The organism is Rhodococcus sp. 2G, from assembly GCF_001886355.1.
GTDB lineage: Bacteria > Actinomycetota > Actinomycetes > Mycobacteriales > Mycobacteriaceae > Rhodococcus > Rhodococcus pyridinivorans.
Genome location: NZ_CP018063.1, coordinates 3485072 through 3506375, shown reverse-complemented (window position 1 = coordinate 3506375; position 21304 = coordinate 3485072). Strand labels below are relative to the sequence as shown.

The 21304-nt window shown below is 71.0% G+C and carries 3 protein-coding genes; 2 read left to right on the top strand and 1 reads right to left on the bottom strand.

Going from position 1 to position 21304, the window contains the following annotated elements; all coding sequences use genetic code 11:
* Nucleotides 1–253: 253 nt before the first annotated feature.
* Entirely contained in the window at nt 254–18952 is an 18699-nt protein-coding gene (locus tag BO226_RS16390; protein WP_232237977.1) for a non-ribosomal peptide synthetase, read from the top strand.
* Complete coding sequence (locus BO226_RS16385) at nt 18952–20703, top strand: polysaccharide biosynthesis tyrosine autokinase (protein WP_071936485.1); 1752 nt, start codon at nt 18952–18954, stop codon at nt 20701–20703. The genes BO226_RS16390 and BO226_RS16385 overlap by 1 nt, the downstream gene beginning before the upstream one ends.
* Here the strand turns inward: BO226_RS16385 and BO226_RS16380 are convergent.
* On the bottom strand, nt 20674–21189 hold the full coding sequence (locus BO226_RS16380; RefSeq protein WP_024101937.1) for an arsenate reductase/protein-tyrosine-phosphatase family protein: 516 nt from the start codon (nt 21187–21189) through the stop codon (nt 20674–20676). The genes BO226_RS16385 and BO226_RS16380 overlap by 30 nt on opposite strands.
* Nucleotides 21190–21304 lie beyond the last annotated feature (115 nt).

Genomic DNA, 21304 nt, shown 5'->3' with positions numbered 1-21304 from the left:
CTCGAGACGATAACCCGATTCCGAACTGGCCGACCGTTCAAGTGGTGGGTAACCGTGACTGTAAGTAAACTTCTGCACGGTGATCGTGACAGTGGAGTTGGGAGGCTCCGTCCACGATCGCACGATAGGGGAGGATTCTGCACGTCCCCTGTCCTGAATTGTGTCGGGCGAGGGCGAGGGGAGCGTGGTGCATCTACTTCCGCTGTCCCCTAGTCAGCGGGGTCTCTGGTACGCGCAAGCACTCCATCCTGATGTGCCCTTCACGATCGCCCAGTACGTAGAACTTCGAGGCGAGCTCGATCACGACCTCGTTCGTAAGGCATGTGTGCAGGGTGCACGCGACGTGGAGTCCGGCTTCCTTTTCCTCGTCGAAAAGGAAGGGCTTCCAGAGCAGGTCGTCGATGTGGAGTTCGACGACGACGTCCCGTACGTGGATTTCCGTTCGTGCGACGACCCCGAAGCTGCGGCCCACCGGTGGATGAGCGAGCGGTTCTCGCGGCCCATCGATCCGCTGCGCGACCGATTGATCGCGACGGCGCTGCTCCATGTCGCCGACGGCCGGTACTTCCTGTCCAGCTACGTCCACCACATAGCTCTGGACGGGCACGGCGCGATGATCATGCTCAACCGCTCGGCCGAGCTCTACTCGGCGTGGATTGCGGGGGAGGAGACACCGCCCGTCACCTCGATGCCCGTCGAAAAGATCGTCGAGTTCGAGGCTGCATATACGGGGTCGAAACGTCAGACCGCCGATCGTGCCCACTGGCTCGAGCGGCTTTCCGACCTGCCCGAACCGATTTCGCTCGTCGATGGCGTCGCTCCGCCGAAGGTGCCGGCTCGCCATGCCGGTGCCGAGTTGCTGTCCGAGGTCGCCGACGCCGTGACGGCTCTGGCCCACGACGCGAATTCGACCGACGTCCCGATTGTCGTCGCCGCCTTCGCCGCGTTTCTGTCCCGCGCATGCGGCACCGACGATGTGGTGCTCACGCTTCCGGTTTCGGCCCGCACCACCGCGCCGTTGCGTCGCTCCGCCGGAGCCATCTCCAACGTCGTTCCGCTGCGGGTCCGCGTCGATCAGGCGGCGCCGGCCACCGATCTGATCCGCGACGTGCAGGTCGAACTCACCGGAGCCCTGCGTCATCAGCGCTACCGCTACGAAGACATGCTGGCCGACCTGCGCGAGATGGGCCGCGAGCACAGCGAGACCCGCAATGCGTTCGGTCCCGTCGTCAACCTGATGATGTTCCATCCGCAGATCGCGTTCGGCGACGTGATCGGTGATTACCACGTGCAGTCCACCGGACCGGTCGACGACCTGTCGGTCAACGTCTACCCGGGCGTCGCCGGCCGCACGATGCGCGTCGATTTCGAGGCCAACCCCAATCTCTACGGCGACGAGCACCTCTCGTCGCTGCACAGCCGTTTCCTCGGATTCCTGAAGGAGTTCGTGCAGAACGCGGGCGTCGCGGTGGGCGATCTCGCCCTCGCCGACCCGGCCGAACTCGACGGTCTGGCTCCCGCACGTGGACGCACCGCGCCCGAGCCGGAACTGCTGCCCGACGTCCTCACCCGCCACGCCGCGAGCGACACCGTCGCCGTCGTGGACGGAAACGGCAGCATCACCTACCGCGAACTCGACGCTCGCTCCGACGCGCTCGCTCATGCGCTGGTCGCGGCCGGTGCCGGCCCCGAAGAGCGCGTCGCGGTGCTGCTGCCCCGCTCGATCGATTCGGTGGTCGCACTGTGGGCCATCGCCAAGACCGGTGCCGCCTACACCCCGCTCGACCCCGAACTTCCCGCCCGCCGCCTCGAGCAGGTGCTGCGCGACGTGCGGATCGCCGTCGCCCACGACCACCCGGCGCTGCCCGAGCACGTCACCCGCATCGCGCCGCCCACCGACGGAACCGGCGAGACCTTCACCGCCGAGGATCGCCTGCGGCCGCTGCACGTCGACAACACAGCGTGGGTCATCCACACGTCCGGTTCCACCGGCACCCCGAAGGCCGTCGCGGTGGGTCACCGCGGTGTGTCGGCGCTCGTGTCGACGCTGCGCGATCGCTACCGGGCCGACGAGACGTCGCGGGTGCTGCACCTCGCGTCGCCGTCCTTCGACGCGTCGCTGCAGGAACTGCTCCTCGCTTTCGACGCCGGTGCCACCCTGGTGATCTGCCCGCCCGACGCCGTCGGCGGACCGGCGCTGGCAACCCTGCTGCGCAGCGAATCCGTCACCCACGCGATCACCGCACCGGCGATCCTCGCCGTCACCCCCGACGACGGCCTGCCCGACCTGCAGGTTCTCGACGCCGGTGGCGAAGCACTGCCGCAGGCCGTGGCCGACCGCTGGTCCACCGGCCGCACCATGCTCAACGCCTACGGGCCCACCGAGACCACGATCCTCGCGACGCTCAGCGACCCGCTGCAGCCCGGCGCGGGCGTTCCGATCGGCCGGCCGATCGACGGCATGACCGCTGTCGTCCTCGACGCGCGCTTGCATCCCGTGCCCGCCGGCGTGATCGGCGAGCTGTATCTCGGGGGACCGGGCGTCGCGCGCGGTTACCTCGGCGCCCCGGCCTTCACCGCCGAACGCTTCGTCGCATCGCCGTTCGGTGGGCGCATGTACCGCACGGGCGACCGCGCCCGCTGGACCCCCGACGGTCACCTCGAATTCCTCGGCCGTGCCGACCAGCAGGTGAAGATCCGCGGTTACCGCATCGAACTCGGTGAGATCGAAGCGGCGCTCGTCTCCTTCGACGAGGTGCAGGCCGCGACCGTCACCGTCCACGGCGAGCACATCGCCGCCTACGTCGTGGGCGACGTCGACCCCGCCGACCTCACCGTCCGCCTCGCCGACGAACTGCCCACCTATCTGCGTCCGTCGTCGATCACCGTGCTCGAGGCGCTGCCGCTCACGCCGGGTGGCAAGGTCGACCGGCGCGCACTGCCTGCACCGGAGCGTGCTGTGGCCGTCGGATCGCGGCCGCCGAACGGCCCGACCGAGAAGATCGTCGCCGAGCTATTCGCCGAGCTCACCGGCATCGACGACGTCGGAGCTGACGACGACTTCTTCGCGCTCGGCGGCCACTCGCTCGGTGCCGCGCAACTCGCCGCCCGGCTCGGTGCCGCGCTGGGTCGCGACGTGCAGCTGCGCGATGTGTTCGCCCACCCGACCGTCGCCCGACTGGCGGCCGTCGCGGCGAAGCGACCCGAATCGGAATCGCGACCCGTCGCCACCCCCGGCACCGGGCCGTCGCCGCTCGCCCCCGCGCAGCGCCGACTGTTCCTGCTGGCCCGGGCGCACGGCGACCCGGCCGCCTACCACCTGCCGTTCGCGCTGCACCTCGACGGCGCCCTCGACCTGCCTGCGCTGCAGGCCGCGGTGGTGGACGTCCTCGACCGGCACGAAACCCTCCGCACACTGTTCCGCCTCGAACTCGACGGTCCGGTGCAGGACGTACTGCCGCTCGACCGTGCCGTGGCCGGCCTCGCTCTCGAGCCGGAAAACGCCGACGGTGACGTCGAAGCGCTCATCACCGAGTGGGCGGCCGAACCGTTCGATCTCACCGCGCAGATCCCGTTCCGCATCCGTCTGCTGCGACTCGCCGACGACAAGCACGTGCTCGCCGTCGTCGCCCACCACATCGCGCTCGACGGGGCGTCGTTCGTGCCGCTCACCGCCGACGTCGCCACCGCCTACCTCGCCCGCGCGGCCGGGGAAGCGCCTGCGTGGACGCCGCTGCCGCTGCACTACCGGCACTACGCGCAGTGGCATCTCGATCGCCTCGGCGATCCGGCGGCAATCGACACCCGGGCCGGTCGCGAGATCGACTACTGGACACGCACACTCGACGGTCTCGCCGACGCGGCGCCGCTGCCCACCGACCGCCCCCGCAACGGCGGCTTCGGTCCCGCTGCGGCCGTGGACTTCACGGTGCCCGCCGACCAGGTCGCGGCGCTGCGGTCCGTCGCCGCCGCGCACGACGCCACCACCTTCATGGCCGTGCACGCCGCCGTCGCCGTGTGGCTGGCCGCCTGGACCTCTGGGCACGACATCGCCATCGGCACCGGAACGGCCGGTCGCGATCATCCCGACCTCGACGCACTCGTCGGCATGTTCGTCGGCACCGTCACGCTGCGGACCAATGTCGACCCGGCGCAGCCGTTCACGTCGCTGCTGGCGCAGGCCCGCGACACCGACCTCGACGCCTTCGCGCACGCCACCGTGCCGTTCGACTACGTCGTCGACGCCCTGGGCTTCTCGCCCTTCCACGTGATGCTCGCCTACGACAACGTGGACGTGCCCGACCTCGAACTGCCCGGCCTCACCGTGCGGCCGCAGGAGATCGCCTCGGCGCAGGCCCGATTCGACCTCGAGATCTCGCTGCGCGAACTGCGCGACGGATCGCTCACCGGCCGCCTCGTCTACGACACGAAACTGTTCGACGACGACACCATCGCCCGCTGGGTGACCCGCCTGAGCGGAGTGCTCGAGCAGGTCGCGCAGCATCCGTCGCTGCCCGTCGGCGATCTCGACCTCGGCACCCTCTCCGTCGAACCGGCCGAACCCGGGCCGGAAGCGACCTTCGCCGAGATCATCGACCGGTCGTCGGCCTGCGTCGCCGAACCCGGGGGACAGGCCGTCGAGATCCGCACGGCGGCACGCCCGCTCGCGTGGACGCTGATCGAGCGGGGCATCGGGACGGAAGACCGGGTGGCCGTCGTGCTCTCGCGGTCGACGCGGTCGGTGCTCGCCGCCGCGGCCGTCGCCCTGAGCGGTGCAGCTTTCGTCCCCGTCGACCCCAACCAACCCGCCGCCCGCATCGCTCAGCTGCTCGGCGCATCCGGCGCGCGGTACGCGATCGTCGACGGCGACGTCGCGCTGCCCGACGGGATCGAGCCGATCGCCTTCACCGTCGAGGGCGACACCCGCCCGATCACCGATGCGGATCGAGTGCGGCCGCTGCACGTCGACAACACCGCCTACGTCGTCTACACCTCGGGATCCACCGGCCGGCCCAAGGGCGTGGTGGTCTCGCATCGGGGACTCGGCCCGCTCGCACAGTCGTTCGTCGAACGCTTCGACCTGCCCGCCGTCTCCGACACCGCCACCGAAGCGCGGGTGCTGCACTTCGCTACCCCTGCCTTCGACGGCGCGGTGCTCGAATACGTCCTGGCGCTCACCTCCGGCGGCACGCTGGTGGTCGCGCCCGCCGACCTGTTCGGTGGCGACGAACTCGTGGAACTGCTTCGCACCGAGGGCATCACCCATTGGTTCTCGACGCCCTCGGTGCCCACACAGCTCGACCCCGCCGGACTCGACGCCCTGCGCACGATCGCGATCGGCGGCGAGGCGTGGCCGGTCGAGACCGCCGAACGCTGGGCACCCGGCCGCACCCTGCTCAACGTCTACGGACCCACCGAGACGACGGTGCTCGCCACGTCGAGCGAACCCTTCGCACCCGGCGACCGGCTCACCATCGGCACCGGCCTCGTCGGAGTCACCGCGGTGGTGCTCAGCGAACGCCTGCGGCCCGTGCCCGAAGGTGTGACCGGCGAGCTGTATCTCGGGGGACAGGGCGTCGCCCGCGGCTACCTCGACGCACCCGCACTCACCGCCGACCGGTTCGTCGCCAACCCGTTCGGCGCCGGACGCCTCTACCGCACCGGCGATCTCGTCCGCTGGACGGAACACGACGACGACCGCGCCCTCGAATTCGTCGGCCGCAGCGACCACCAGGTCAAGATCCGCGGATTCCGCATCGAACTCGGCGAGATCGACGCGACCCTGCAGACCCACCCGGGTATCGGCACCGCCGTGACCGTGGTGCGCGGCGACACCCTCGCCACCTACGTGCACAGCCGCAACGGCCGCCTCGACCCGCACGAGATCCGCGAATGGGCCGCCGAGCGTCTGCCCCGGCACTTGGTGCCCGCGACCGTCACCGCGCTCGATGCGTTCCCGCTCACGAGCACCGGCAAGATCGACCGCGCCGCGCTGCCCGAGCCGGAGGTCGCCGCGACCCGCACCGACGGATACCGCAGCGCCAGCGAAGAACTCGTCGCCGGTGTCGTCGCCGACCTGCTCGACCTGCCGAACGCCGCCGGATCCGACGACTTCTTCGCCGTCGGCGGCAACTCGCTGCTCGCAACCCAGCTCGCCGCGCGTCTGCGGGGAGTCGCGGGTCGCCGGATGGGTGTGCGCGACATCTTCGAGCACCCCACCGTCGCCGAACTCGCAAACCTGCTCGCCGAGGAACCCACCGGCGAGCACCTGCCGCTCGTACACATCGACGACGACAGCGACGCGCCGCTCGCACCGGCGCAGCAGCGCATGTGGCTGCTCAACCGGTTCGACGTGGCCGACGGTATCGACGGCGGCGACCACATCGCCTTCGCGCTCGATCTCGACGCCGACACCGACCTCGACGCCGTGCGTGCGGCCGCCGCCACCGTGGTCGCCCGCCACGACTCGCTGCGCACGGTCTTCCCCGACAGCCCGTCCGGCCCGCGTCAGCACGTGCTGCCGTCGGTGACGCTCGACCTCGAGCCCGTCGACGCCGGCACTGACCTCGATGCGGAGCTGACCGACTTCGCTCGCGCGCGTTTCGATCTCACCGTCGACCCGCCGATCCGCACCCGGCTGTATCGGACAAACTCCGGCTACGTGCTCGCCGTGGTGATCGACCACATCGCCGCCGACGGCTTGTCGCTGCTGCCGCTCGGCCGCGACGCCGTCGCCGCTTACCGTGCCCACCGCGACGGGGAGACTCCGGAGCTGCCGGCACCGTCGGTCACCTACCGCGACTACGCGCGCTGGCACCGGGCCGTGCTCGGCGACGAGACCGATCCCGACAGTCTCGCGGCCCGGCAGCTCGCCTTCTGGCAGCAGACCCTCGATGACGCGTCGCCGTTGCTCGCGTTGCCCACCGACCGTCCCCGCAGCGCGGCGACGACCGGTACCGCGGGTCGCGCGAGTTTCACGATCCCCGCCGAACTGCACGCCGCGATCGACAAGCTCGCCCGCGCCCACGACGTCACGCCGTTCATGGTGATGCACGCGGCCTTTGCGATCTTGCTGTCGGCGCTCGCCGCCACCGACGACGTCACCATCGGCACGCCCGTCTCCGGACGCAGCGACGCCGCGGTCGACGACGTGGTGGGCATGTTCGTCGGCACCGTGCCGCTGCGGTTGCGGGTGCATCCGCGCCGCACCTTCGCCGACCTGCTCGCCGACACCCGCCGCGCCGACCTCGACGCCTTCGCCCACGCCGACGTGCCGTTCGATCGCATCGTCGACGCGGTGGGGGCCGGCACCGACGCGCACCACCCGTTGTTCCAGGTCATCCTGGCGTACGAGTCGTTCTCGCTCGACGAGTTCACGCTGCCCGGCAGCTCCACGACGATCCGCGAAATCCCCGTGGGCACGGCCCGCGTCGACCTCGAACTGACCGTCCGCGAACGCCGTTCCGAGACCGGTGTACCCGCCGGTTTGGAAACGGTCCTCACGTACGCGGACGAACTCTTGGATTCGCACACGATTGTGCAGTGGCAGTCGTGGTTCGTGCGTATCCTCGATGCCGTTACCGCCGACCCGGCTGTGTCGGTCGGCGGTATCGAGTTGGGCGACGCCGACCTCACCCCCGTCGGCGTCGCCCAACAACTTTCGGCAGAGTCGCTGCCCGAGCTGGTCGCGCAACGCGTGGCCGACGATCCGGCGGCCGTCGCCGTGGTGGGGGACGGGTACTCCCTCAGCTACGGCGCGCTGTGGTCGCGCTCGGGCGCGCTCGCCAAACTCCTCCGCGAACGCGGCGTCACCGCCGAGGACGTCGTCGCCGTCGCACTGCCGCGCACCCCCGACCTCGTCGTCGCGATCCTCGCCGTCTCCCGCGCCGGCGGCATCTACCTGCCCGTCGACGTCACGCATCCCGCGACGCGCCTGCAGGCCCTGTTCGACGACGCGCAGCCCTCGCTGGTCGTCACCGACAGTGACTTCACCGACGTTCGCGTGCCGACGCTGCGACTCGACGACCCGGAGGTGGCCGGCCGCCTCGACGACGGCGCCCTGTTCGACTTCCCGCTCGTCGCGGATCTCGGCGCCTACATCGTCTACACCTCCGGCTCCACCGGAACCCCCAAGGGCGTGCAGGTCACGCACCGCAACGTGCTGTCGCTGCTCGCCGCGACCGTCGACGAATTCGGACTGCGCGCCGACGACGTGTGGACGATGTTCCACTCGCCGGCCTTCGACTTCTCCGTCTGGGAGATGTGGGCACCGCTCGCCACCGGCGCTTCTGTGGTGGTGATCGACCACCTCACCGTGCGCGACCCGGCCGCCTTCGTGGACGTGCTCACGAGCAACCGGGTGACGGTGCTCAACCAGACCCCCACGGCCTTCTACCAGCTCGCCGCCACCGATCACGCGCCGCTCGAAGACCTGCGGCTGCTGATCTTCGGCGGCGAAGCCCTCGACCCCGCGCGGGTGCGCCCGTGGGCCGAGCGTCATCCGCATGTGCGGGCGGTCAACATGTTCGGCATCACCGAAACCACCGTGCACGTCACCTTCGGCGACGCCACCGCGACCGGCATCGGAGCGCCGCTGCCCGGTCTCGCCGTGGACGTGCTCGACTCGTCGCTGCGACCCGCACTGCCCGGAGCGATCGGCGAACTGTACGTGCGCGGAGACCAACTCGCGCGCGGCTACCGCGGACGCCCCGGCCAGACCGCGACCCGCTTCGTCGCCGCCCCCGGTGGCGCCCGCCGCTACCGCACCGGCGACCTCGGCCGCCGCGACACCAGCGGTGCCCTGCACTATCTCGGTCGCGCCGACCAGCAGATCGAACTGCGCGGCTACCGCATCGAACCCGGAGAGATCGAAGCCGCCCTGCTGCGCAGCAAGGGCGTGCGCCAGGCCGTCGTGCTGCTGCGCGACGACCGCCTCGTCGCCTATCTCGTCGGCGGCGACGCCATCGACGCCCTGCGCGACCTGCGACGCAGCCTGCCCGACTACCTCGTCCCGTCGGCCGCCGTGGTCCTCGACGCACTACCGCTCACCGCCAACGGCAAACTCGACCGCGCCGCGCTGCCCACCCCCGACGTCACCGCCGATGGGGGAGCGGCACCGCACGGACCGGTCGAGGAAATCGTCGCGGACGTGTGCGCCGAACTGCTCGGCATCGCCCCCGGCACCCTCGGAGCCGGCGACGACTTCTTCCACCTCGGCGGCAACTCACTGCTCGCCACGCGCCTCGCCGGTCGCCTCTCGGACGTGCTCGACGCCGACGTCACCGTGAGAGACATCTTCGAGAACCGGACCATTACAGCCCTAACTTCACACATAACCAGTGGAAGCGATAAGCCCTCTCGCCGTGCGCGTCTCGTCGCCGACCCCGACGCACCCGCCCCGTTGTCGGCGGCGCAGCAGCGCCTGTGGTTCATCAACCGCTTCGACCCGGCCTCCCCGAGCTACAACCTGCCCTTCGCGGTGCGGCTCGACGGGAACCTCGACCTCGACGCGCTCGCCGCCGCCGTGACCGACGTGCTCGAACGGCACCGCACACTGCGCACCGTCTACCCGGCCGCCGACGAGTACACCGTGCTGCCCGTCGCGCGCCCCGACCTCGACCCGGTGGCCGTGCCGGAGGACGCCCTCGACGAGTTCGTCCGCGACTACGCCACCACCGGATTCGACCTCACCGTCGAACCCCCGGCCCGCATGCGCCTGTACCGGACGGCACCGGATCGGCACGTGCTGCTCGTCGTCCTGCACCACATCGCAGCCGACGGCTGGTCGCTGACGCCGCTGCTGCGCGACATCGCCGTCGCCTACGGCGCCCGCCTCACCGGCGTGACCCCCGAGCTGCCGGAACTGCCCGTCCAGTACACCGACTACGCGCGGTGGCAGCGCAGCGTCGCCGACGAGCAGATCCCGTACTGGCTGGGCGAACTCGCCGACCTGCCCGACGAGGTGACCCTGCCCGGCGACAGGCCGCGCCCCGCACAGCCCACCGGACACGGTGCCGCCCACACGATCTCGCTCGACGTCGACCTCGTCCGCGGACTGCACACGCTGGCACGTGAGGGTCGCGCGACGGTGTTCATGGTGCTGCACGCCGCGCTCGCGGCGTTGCTCGCGCGGCACGGTGCCGGTCGCGACATTCCCATCGGCACCGCCGTCTCCGGTTGCGGCGACCCGCAGCTCGACGACGTCGTCGGCATGTTCGCCGGCACCCTCGTGCTGCGCACCGACGTCGACCCCGACGCCACCTTCACCGACCTGCTCGCCCAGGTGCACCGCCGCGACCTCGCCGCCTACAGCAACCCGGACGCACCGTTCGAGACGCTCGTCGAGAAGCTGCAGCCCGCCCGCAGCGAAGCGCGGCACCCGCTGTTCCAGGTGGCGCTGTCGCAGGCACGACCCGTCGCCTCCACCTTCGCGCTGCCCGATCTGAACGTCACCGCCGCGCCTGTCGACACCGAAACGGTCAACGTCGACGTGCAGGTCACCGTCACAGAACAGCAGGACGGCATCGACCTCGAATTCTTCTACAGCACAGATCTGTACGACGCCGACACCGTCGCCGCCTACGCCGAACGCCTGCGCACGATCCTGAGCGCGGCCGTCGCGGATCCGAATGTGCGGGTCGGGGAGATCGCCCTGCACGGCGACGCCGACCTGCCCACCGTCGGCGCTGTGCCGGGCGCACCCCGGTCGCTGCGTCAGTGGCTCGCGCAGGGTGCGGCTGCTGGTGGCGAGGAACTCGCGATCGTCGACGGCGACCGCGAACTGTCGTATCCCGAACTGCTGTACTACGCCGACGCTCTCGCCGCGCGCCTGCAGCTCGCCGGGGTGCGCCCGGGCGATCCGGTCGCGTGCGCCTACCCGCGTTCGCTCGAATCCGTGCTCGCGGTCTGGGGCATCATCGGCGCCGGTGCCGCACCGATGCTCGTCGATCCCACCGCCCCCACCGCGCGCCTGGCCGAGATGCTCACCGACGTGCACGTGGGTGTCGGTGAAGCGCCGGCACTTCCGGCAACCGTGCGGTGGCTCGAGGTGACCTCCGACGACGAGGAACCGCTCGCCGACGTCGTCGATCCCGCACCCGGCGCCCCCGCCTACTTCGTCTTCACCTCCGGCACCACCGGACACCCCAAGGCCGTCACCGTCACCCAGCGCGCCGCGAGCGCGTTCGCCGAGGACATCGGCGAATATCTCGCCGCCTTCCCGGGCGATCGCGTACTGCACGTCGCGGCACCGTCGTTCGACGCCGCGATGCTCGAGATGCTCACCGCCGGCATCTCCGGCGCGACGCTCGTGGTGGCCGACGCCGACAGCTACGGCGGCGCTGCCCTCGGCGACCTGCTCGACAGTGCCGAGATCACCCACGCGGTGATGACGCCGTCGACGCTCGCGACCGTGCCGGTGCGCGACCTGCCGGCCCTGCGCACGCTCGTGCTCGGCGGCGACCGGCTCACTCGCGAGATCGTCGACCGCTGGGGAGACGGGCGCACCCTCGTCAACAGCTACGGCCCGGCCGAGGCCACGATGTTCGTCACCAACTCGCAGCCGCTGCGACCCGGCGACGACATCGTCATCGGCACCCCCGTCCGCGGCGTCACCGTCGAGGTTCTCGACGAGCGGCTGCGTCCCGTGCCCGCCGGCGTGGTCGGCGAACTGTACGTCTCGGGACCGCGACTCGCCTCGGGCTACCGCGACGCCGCCGCGCGCACCGCGGCGCGGTTCGTCGCCGGACCCGACGGCCGCCGCTACCGCACCGGCGACCTCGTGCGCTGGACCCGCGCCGGTGCCCTCGAATTCGTCGGCCGCAGCGACAACCAGATCAAGCTGCGCGGCGTGCGCATCGAACCCGGCGAGATCGACACCGCGCTCACCGCTCTCGACGGTGTCGACCGAGCCGTGACCCTCGTGCGCAGCGGCCGCCTCATCTCCTACGTCACCGGTGAGAACCTCGACGACTCCGACCTGCGAGCCCAGCTGCGCACCCTCCTGCCCGCGCACCTCGTGCCCACCGCGATCGTGCCGCTGGCCGCGATCCCGCTCACCTCCCACGGCAAGGTCGACGCCGCCGCCCTGCCCGAACCTGCCGCCGGCGAAGGCAGCGAACCGCGCACCGAGACCGAAGCGCTCGTCGCCCGCATCATCGGCGACGTCCTCGGCGACGGCACCGCCGTGGGACGCACCGACGACTTCTTCGCCGTCGGCGGCAACTCGCTGCTCGCCACCGTCCTCGTCGGCCGCCTGCGCGACGAGACCGGCACCGACGTGCCGCTGCGTACAGTCTTCGCGAACCCCACCGTCGACGCGCTTGCCGCCGCCCTCGACGCCGGTGGTTTCGACACCGACGCCGGACCCGTCGCGGTGTCGCCGCGACCGGAACGGATTCCGCTCAGCCGCGCCCAGCGTCGTCTGTGGGGATTGAGTTCGCTTGCCCCCGATGCCTACCGGCTGCGCAGCGTGGTCAACCTGAGCGGACCGCTCGACCTCGGTGCCCTGCAGGCCGCGCTCGGCGACGTCGCGCTGCGCCACGAGATCCTGCGCACCGACTACATCGTCGACGGCGACGGCGTGTACCAGCAGGTCCACGAGGCGCCGCGCAGCGACCGGTGGCGCGTGCGACTCGAACGCACCGGCCCCGACCAGCACGTGCTGCACCTCGACGTCGACCATTCGATCGCCGACGGCACGTCGCTGCGGCCGTTGCTGCGCGACCTCACCATCGCGTATCTCGCCCGCGTGAACGGTGCGACACCGCAGTGGGAACCGCTGCCGCTGCAGTACGCCGATTACGCCCTGTGGGAAGCCGAACGTGGCATCCCCGAGCGCGATCTGGAGCACTGGCGACGCGCCCTCGACGGACTCACCGTCACCGAACTGCCCGCCGACGCCACCGGAATCGACACCGGTGCGCGCAGCGTCGACTTCACCGTGCCCGCCGAGGTACGCGACGCGCTCGCCGACCTCGCCCGCGCACACGGCGCCACCGAGTTCATGGTGCTGCACGCCGCGCTGTCGGTGCTGCTCGCGCGACTCGGCGGCAGCGACGACATCGCCGTCGCCGCTGTTGTGGGCGGACGTCGCTGGGCGCAGCTCGAAGAGCTCGTCGGACCGTTCCTCGACACCCTCGTGCTGCGCGCCCGCGTGGCTCCGGACATGTCCTTCGCTGGGCTGCTCGGCCAGGTCCGCGATTTCGATGTCGCCGCCTTCGACCACGTCGCCGTGCCCTACGAGCAGTTGCTGTCGGAGCGGCAGAGCGGCGCACCGCAGGTCGCGCTGGCGCTGCAGGACTTCGGCTTCGACCCGATCAGCCTGGGAGAGCTCACCGTCGAGGCCCGCGAAGTCCTCGACGACACAACGAAGTTCGATCTGCAGTTCACGCTGGCCCCACGTCCCGACGGTTACACCGGCACGCTCGTGTTCGACGCCTCCCGCTTCGCCGGCCGCACCGCCGAACTGCTCGTCACCCGGTTCGTCGCGCTGCTCGGCAGCCTGGCGAGCGCACCCGACAGGACCATCGGTGAAGTGGCCGTCGATGTCCCGGCCGCCGCCCTCGACGGCGGCGAACCGGCCCCGGCACGCACCCTCGCCGAGATGCTGCGCGCCACCGCCGCCGCCCATCCCGACCGGGAAGCCCTGCGCGGCGACGGCGAATCGCTCACCTACCGCGAACTCGACGAGCAGTCCGACGCCCTCGCCGACGAGTTGCGTGCCGAGGGTGCGCGGGACGGGAAGATCGCGCGCATCGACGCACCGCGCAGCGTCGACTACATCCGCACCCTGTGGGCCATCACCAAGACCGGTGCGGCCTTCACACATTCGCGGCAGGCAGGGGAGACGTGCCTGCCCGGCACCGCCTACGTCGTGTCCACCTCCGGGTCCACCGGCACCCCGAAGCGGGTCGCGGTGACGCACCGCGGACTCGCCCCGCTCGCCGCCGAAGCGGCAGAGCGCTACCGGGTCGAGCCCGGAGACCGCGTGCTGCACGGCTATTCACCCGAGTTCGACGCCGCGCTGCTCGAACTGCTGCTCGCCCACACCACCGGCGCGACGCTCGTCGTCGCACCCCCGGACGTCTACGCCGGGCAGGACCTGCACCGCTACCTCGCCGAACAGCGCATCACCCATTACCTGTCGACCCCCACGGTGCTCGGCACCCTCGACCCCGAGGGACTGCCCGACCTGAAGGTCGTCGCCTCCGGAGGCGAATCGCTGTCGCCGTCGCTCGCCGCGCGCTGGGCCGACGGCCGCGTGATGCTCGACGCCTACGGACCGACCGAGGCCACGATCGTCGCGACCCTCGTCGACATCGAACCCGGCACCCGCCCGAGCATCGGGCGTCCCGTGCCCGGCACCGTCGCCCACGTGCTCGACGCGCGCCTGCGTCCCGTGCCCGCCGGAGGCGTCGGCGAGCTGTACCTCGCCGGTGAAGGCCTCGCCGCCGGATATCTCGACGACCCCGCCCGCACCGCCGAACGCTTCGTGGCCGCTCCCGGTGGTGCCCGCATGTACCGCACGGGCGACCGCGTCCACCGCCGCGTCGACGACACCCTCGGCTATCTCGGCCGCACCGATCGCCAGCTCAAGGTGCGCGGCGTGCGCATCGAACCCGGCGAACTCGAAGCCACGCTGCTCGCCCAGCCCGGTATCCGGCAGGCAGCGGTGGTCGCGGTGAGCGGCACGCTCGTCGCGTTCGCGGCCGGACCGGACCTGTCGGCCGACGACATCACCGCGCGCGTCGCGCTCGTCGTGCCGCCGCACCGCATGCCCACCCGCGTGCACGTGCTCGACCAGCTGCCCCTCACGCCCAACGGCAAACTCGACGTCGCCGCCCTCGAACTGCACGACGCCGCCGCACTCGACGACGACGCCGCCCTCGACCGGCCGCTCACCGATGCCGAGGATCTCGTCGTGACCGTCGCCGAGGACGTGCTCGGTGCTCGCCCGGCCGCGCACCGGGGGTTCTTCACCGCCGGCGGCGATTCGCTGTCGGCCGTCGTGTTCGCCGCGCGGCTCAGCGAGGCGTTCGGCACCGACGTGCCCGTGCGGGAGGTGCTCGCCGCCGCCACCCTCGCCGCGCTCGCTGCCCGCATCGAATCCGGCGACGACCAGCGTGTCGCGCTGCGGCACTACGACGACGACACCCCGGCACCGATCGCGCCCGCACAACGTCGCCTCGGCATCGTCGCGCGGGCCGAGACCGGCACCGCCGGCTATCTCGTGCCGGTCGTGCTCACGCTGAGCGGCGACCTCGACGTCGACGCTCTCACCGCCGCGGTGAGCGATGTCGTCGACCGCCACCGCGTGCTGCACACCGCCTTCACCGACGACGTGCAGGTACCCGTCGACCCGCCGGTGCTCGAACACTCCGCGCCGGAGGACGTCGCCGCGGCCGTGACCGCCACGATCACCACGCCCTTCGACATCACGACGCAGGCCCCGATGCGGATCCGGTTGTTCGACGTCGAACCCGGCCGCTGGGTACTCGCCGCCGCCGTGCACCACATCGCGTTCGACGGCGCGTCCGTCGGTCCGCTGCTCACCGATCTCGCCGTCGCCTACGACGCGCGTCGCGGGGGAGAAGCGCCGGTCTTCGAGTCGCTGCCCGTCACCTACGGCGACTACGCGCGCTGGCAGCACGAACTGCTCGGCGACGCCACCGACCCGAGTTCGGTCGCCGCGCGCCAACTCGACTATTGGACAACCACACTCGCCGGCCTGCCCGACAGCCCGCTTCCGCTGCCCGCCGACCGGCCGCGTCCCGCGCAGCCGACCCACCGCGGCGCTCAGATCGTCTCGACCCTCGACGCCGAGACCCACCGTCGCCTCCGTGACGTCGCGCGCAGCCACGACGTCACCGTGTTCATGCTCGTCCACGCGGTGCTCGCCGCGATGCTCGCGCGTCGCAGCGGACGCACCGACATCGCCGTCGGCACGGCGATCGCGGGTCGCACGGATGCGCGCCTCGACCGGCTCGTCGGCATGTTCGTCGGCACCGTCGTGCTGCGCACCGCCGTCGATTCCTCGCGGCCGTTCACCGACCTGCTACGCGACGTGCGGGCCACCGATCTCGGTGCGCTCGCGCACGCCGACGTGCCGTTCGACGAGGTCGTCGCCCGTCTCGCGCCGCGCCGCGACCCGTCGTACAGCCCGCTCTTCCAGGTGCTGCTCACGCACCGTGTCGAGGCCGGCGAGGTGCTGCCGCAACTGCCGGATGTGCAGATCGCCGAGACCGACGCCGGGGAACCGGCCGCGCAGTTCGACGTGGTCGTCGAACTCGTCGAGCGCGAGGCCGGACTCGACCTGCGCCTGGTCTATGCGACGGATCTGTTCGACGACACCACCGGCGACGCGATGCTCACCGACCTCGCCGCGATGCTCGCCGCCGCCCTCGCCGAACCCAACCGCGCCGTCGGTGATCTCGCCGTGCCGGTGCCTGCACCGTTGTCGACCGCGGCCGTCCCACCGCGCACCTTGCCTGAAATCCTGGAGACCGCCGTCGAGCAGTATCGCGGACGCATCGCGGTGCGCTCCGGCACCGTCGCGTGGACGTACGGCGGACTCGACGCCCGCGCCGACGAGATCGCCTCCGTGCTCGCCTCCCACGGCGTGCGACGCGGAGACCTCGTCTCGATCGCCGTGCCGCGCAGCGAGTACTGGCCGCTCGCCGTTTGGGCGATCACGAAACTCGGTGCGGCATGGGTGTCCGTCGACCTCACCCAGCCCGACGCGCGCGGCGCCGCGATCCTCGCCGACTCCGGTGCTCGCATCGGCCTGACCGTCGGCTACCGCGAACTCGGCCACGTGACGTGGCTCGACCTCACCGCCGACCGCAGCATCGACTTCGACGCCGTCGAACCCCCGCGTCCCGCAGTCACATCCGACGATCTCGCCTACACGATCTACACGTCCGGCACCACAGGCACACCGAAGGGCGTCGACGTCACCCACCGTGGGCTCGCGGCGCTGCTCGACGTGCAGACCGCCCTGCTCGACCTCGGGCCGGAATCGCGCGTGCTGCAGGTCGCCTCACACACCTTCGACGCCGCGGTCTTCGAACTGCTCTCCGCCCACGCGCACGGCGGTGCCCTCGTGATCGCCCCCGACCACACCTTCGCCGGGGAACCCCTGCAGGAGCTGATCGTCGACGAGCGCGTCACGCACCTCAACCTCACGCCCACCGTGCTCGGCACCCTCGACCCCGAGGCATTCGAGCCGACGACGATCGTCGCCGCGGGTGAGACCCTGCCCGGTGCGCTGGTGGGCCGCTGGTCGCGGCACCGGATCGTCAACGGCTACGGACCCACCGAATTCACCGTCGCCGTCTCGTATTCCGCGCCGCTCACCGATGACGAGAAGCCGAGCATCGGCACGCCTGTCGCGGGAGCCACCGCCTACGTGCTCGACTCGCGTCTGCACCCCGTGCCGCGCGGCACCGTCGGCGAGCTCTACGTGACCGGCGACAGCACCGCCCGCGGCTACCGCTACGAATCTAGCCTCACCGCAACGCGATTCGTCGCGAACCCGTTCGGCGACGACGGGTCGCGGCTGTACCGCACGGGCGACCTGGTTCGGATCCTGCCGAACGGGGTACTGGATCACGTGGCCCGCATCGACGACCAGGTGAAGATCCACGGCATCCGCATCGAACCCGCCGAGGTCGACGCGGCGCTGCTGAACCGTCCGGGAGTCGCGGCGGCCGTGACCGTTCCGCATCCCGGACGTGACGGCGACACCGTGCTCGTCTCCTATATCCAGCCCGAGACCGGCACCGCACCCGACACGGCAGCATTGCGTCGCGCGCTCGTCGCCGACCTGCCGCGTCACCTGCGGCCGGTGAGCATCACCGTCGTCGACGCACTGCCGCTGATGGCATCCGGCAAGGTCGACCGCGCGGCGCTGCCCGCCCCCGACAGCGCCGTCGACGAGCCATATGTGGCGCCGCAGGGACGTATCGCGCAGACCGTCGCCGCGGTGTTCGCCCGCCACCTCGACCTGCCGATCGACGAGGTCTCCGCCGACCGAAGCTTCTTCGATCTCGGTGGCAGTTCCATCGCAGCCGTCACCGCCGCCGGTGAACTGCGCGACGAGCTCGGCGCCGACGTTCCCGTCGAATGGCTGTTCACCAGCCCGGATCTCGCGTCTCTCGCCGGTCGCATCGACCACGGCTGCAGTAATGACGAACGCGACCCGCTCGGCAGCCTCGTCGAGATCGCCGGTCGCGGTGACGAGAAGCCGCCGTTGTTCTGCGTGCACCCCATCAGCGGACTCGCATGGATGTACGCCGGTTTCGCGCAGCATCTCGACGGCCGTACCCTCTACGGTGTCCAAGCAACGGGCTTCGACGACATTCCGGACAGCATCGGCGAACTCGCCGCGCGGTATGTGGCCGAAATCCGTAAGGTGAGGGCCGATGGTCCCTACCACCTGCTGGGCTGGTCGGTGGGCGGCACCATCGCACACGAGATGGCCGTGCAACTCCGCGAGCACGGAGAGCAGGTCGGTGCGGTAGTGCTGCTCGACACGCTCACGCCCGAGACTGTGCCTGCCGAGCCCCACCCGACGGCAGAGAACGTACCCGACATCGCCGGGCTGCCCGAAGAACTCGTCGCCGAGGTCCGGCGCCGCACCGACGCCGCCGCGCAGGCCGTCGAAGACGCGGTGCGCCGACACACCCTCAGCGAATACGACGGCGACATCGACCTGGTGGTCGCCGAACCCGATCTCGACCGGCACCCAGATATCGCCGCCACCTGGCAGCGATATGTGCGCGGTCTCGTCGTCGAACATCCGGTGCCGTTCACGCACTCGGAACTGGCCGATCCGGACGCGGTGCGTGCGATCGGCCCGGTGCTCGACAGCGTGCTCGAGCGCCACGACGACCCCAACACCGCGCCCGCCGGGTGCGCACGCAGTGTTACCGCAACGAGGGAGACGCCCTGATGGAAGTACATGATTACCTGCGAATTCTGCAGGCGAGGTGGAAGATCGTCGCCGTCACGACGGTGGTGGCGGTTCTTGCCGCCCTCGGCGCCTCCCTGCTGACCACGCCGCAGTACGAAGCCAAGACACGCCTGTTCGTGTCGACCTCGTCGGGCGCATCGGTGCAGGAGATCTATCAGGGCAACCTGTTCTCGCAGCAGCGAGTCACCTCCTACACCGAACTGCTCGAGGGCACCACCCTCGCGCAGCGCACCCTCGAGAAGCTCGGTCTCGGCGAGATGTCGGCCGTCGATCTCGCCGGCAAGGTGACCGCCTCGTCGACCCCAGACACGGTGCTCATCGACACCGCCGTCACCGACGAGTCGCCCGAGCGTGCCCGCGACCTCGCCAACGCACTGTCGGACGAGTTCGTCGTCATGGCCCGCGAACTGGAGACCCCCGAGGACGGCGGCCCGCCGACCGCCCGCGTGGTGGTCGAGCAGTACGCGGCCACGCCGTCGGCGCCGGTGACGCCGAAGACCACACGGAACGTCGCGCTGGGCCTGGCCGTCGGTGTGCTGCTCGGCATCGCCCTCGCGGTGCTGCGCGATCGCCTCGACAACACCATCAAGGACCGCAACGCCGTCGAGGAACTCGCCGGCACCGGTGTGGTGGGTGTGATCCCGCTCGAGAAGGCCCGCCAGGAGGAGCCGGCGATCGTGTTCGCGGACGCCAACAGCGGCGACGCCGAGGCCTACCGGGAGATGCGGACCAACCTGCAGTTCCTCGAGGTCGACAACCCGCCGCGCGCGATCGTTATCACCAGTTCCCTGCCCGGCGAGGGCAAGACCACCACGGCCGTCAACCTGGCCCTGGTGCTCGCCGAGGCCGGTCACTCCGTCGTGCTCGTCGAAGCCGACCTACGCCGTCCGCGTGTGACCAAGTACCTCGGCTCGCTCGGTGACGCCGGCCTGTCGAACGTGCTCGCACACACGGCTGCTCTCGAAGACGTGCTCCAGCCGACGCGCTTCGACGGCATGTGGGTGCTCGCGGCCGGCGGTCTGCCGCCCAACCCGTCCGAGCTGCTCGGTTCCGCGCATGCGCGGGAGGTCGTCGAGGACCTGCGGTCGCGCTTCGACTACGTCATCATCGACGCGCCGCCGCTGCTGCCCGTCACCGACGCGGCGATCCTCACGAACATCGCCGACGGTGCGCTGCTCATCGCGCGTTACGGCAAGACCACCCGCGAGCAGTTCGCGCGGGCCGTCGGCAACCTGCGGGCGGTCAACGCGCCCGTGCTGGGCACGATCCTGGCGCTGACCCCGACCAAGGGACGCGGCACCGCCTACGAATACCGCTACTACTACAGCTCCGACAAGGACGGTGCTGCTCCGGCAGCCGCCCAGACGAGCACGCCGGCGACGCAGCGTGTCGGAGCGCCGGCACCGACCGCACCGGCCGCCCAGCCGGCTGCGCAGGCTCAGACGACCGCGTCGGCACCCGTCGAGGGACCGGCCCGGCCGCAGAACGGTCAGCATCATGTCGAGCCGCCGGCCACGCAGGCCCACCCGGCGCCGAGCAACGACGCCTACCACTACCGCGCTGCGGAGCAGTTCCCGCCGGCGCCGCAGCCGGCATCGGAGCGATACGGCAGCGAGCCCTACCAGGCGCCGCAGGCGTACTCCGCCGCCGAGCCGCTGTCGCGACCCGTGGTGCACGCACCGCGACGCCCGGTGAACGACTCAGGCTCGGAGAGCGGCGAGGAGAGGTAGCAACAGATCGGCGATCTCGGATCCGACCGTGACGAACGTCTCCTCGTCACGGCCGATCGGGTCGACGATGTCCTCCGGCCCGGGTGCAGACATCTGCGCCCGGGCCGTCGTCAGTTCTGCGATGGTCCGCGCACCGGTGGCGTTCTGCAGCCGGGCGGCCTCGCGCAGCGTGAACGTCACCCGCATCCTGCGCGGTGCGAGCTGGATGACCTTGGCGCGGTGCCGCTCGCTCATCGTGATGATCATGTCGGAGTCCTCCGCGATCGGCGGGGTGATCCGACGCGCAGCGAATCCGTCCGGATCGCCTCCGAGCTGCTGCAACACGAGTGCCGCGGTGGGTTCCATGCCGTAACCGACCATCGCCCGGGTGCCGGCGCTGTGCGCCGAAAGGTCCTCGCGACCGGCCTCGGCCGCGTATGCGGTGGTCAACCTCTCTGCGGTGGGTGATCGGCAGATGTTTCCGGTACACACATAGAGAATCCGCATTCGGCGATCCTATGGGAGACGCTACCCAGGCGCTCAGGAGCCATCTCCGGGGTGCTCGGTCCCGGCGTACCTCATACGAACGGCCCTCGTGACCCGCCGGTAACGTTCTGTACCA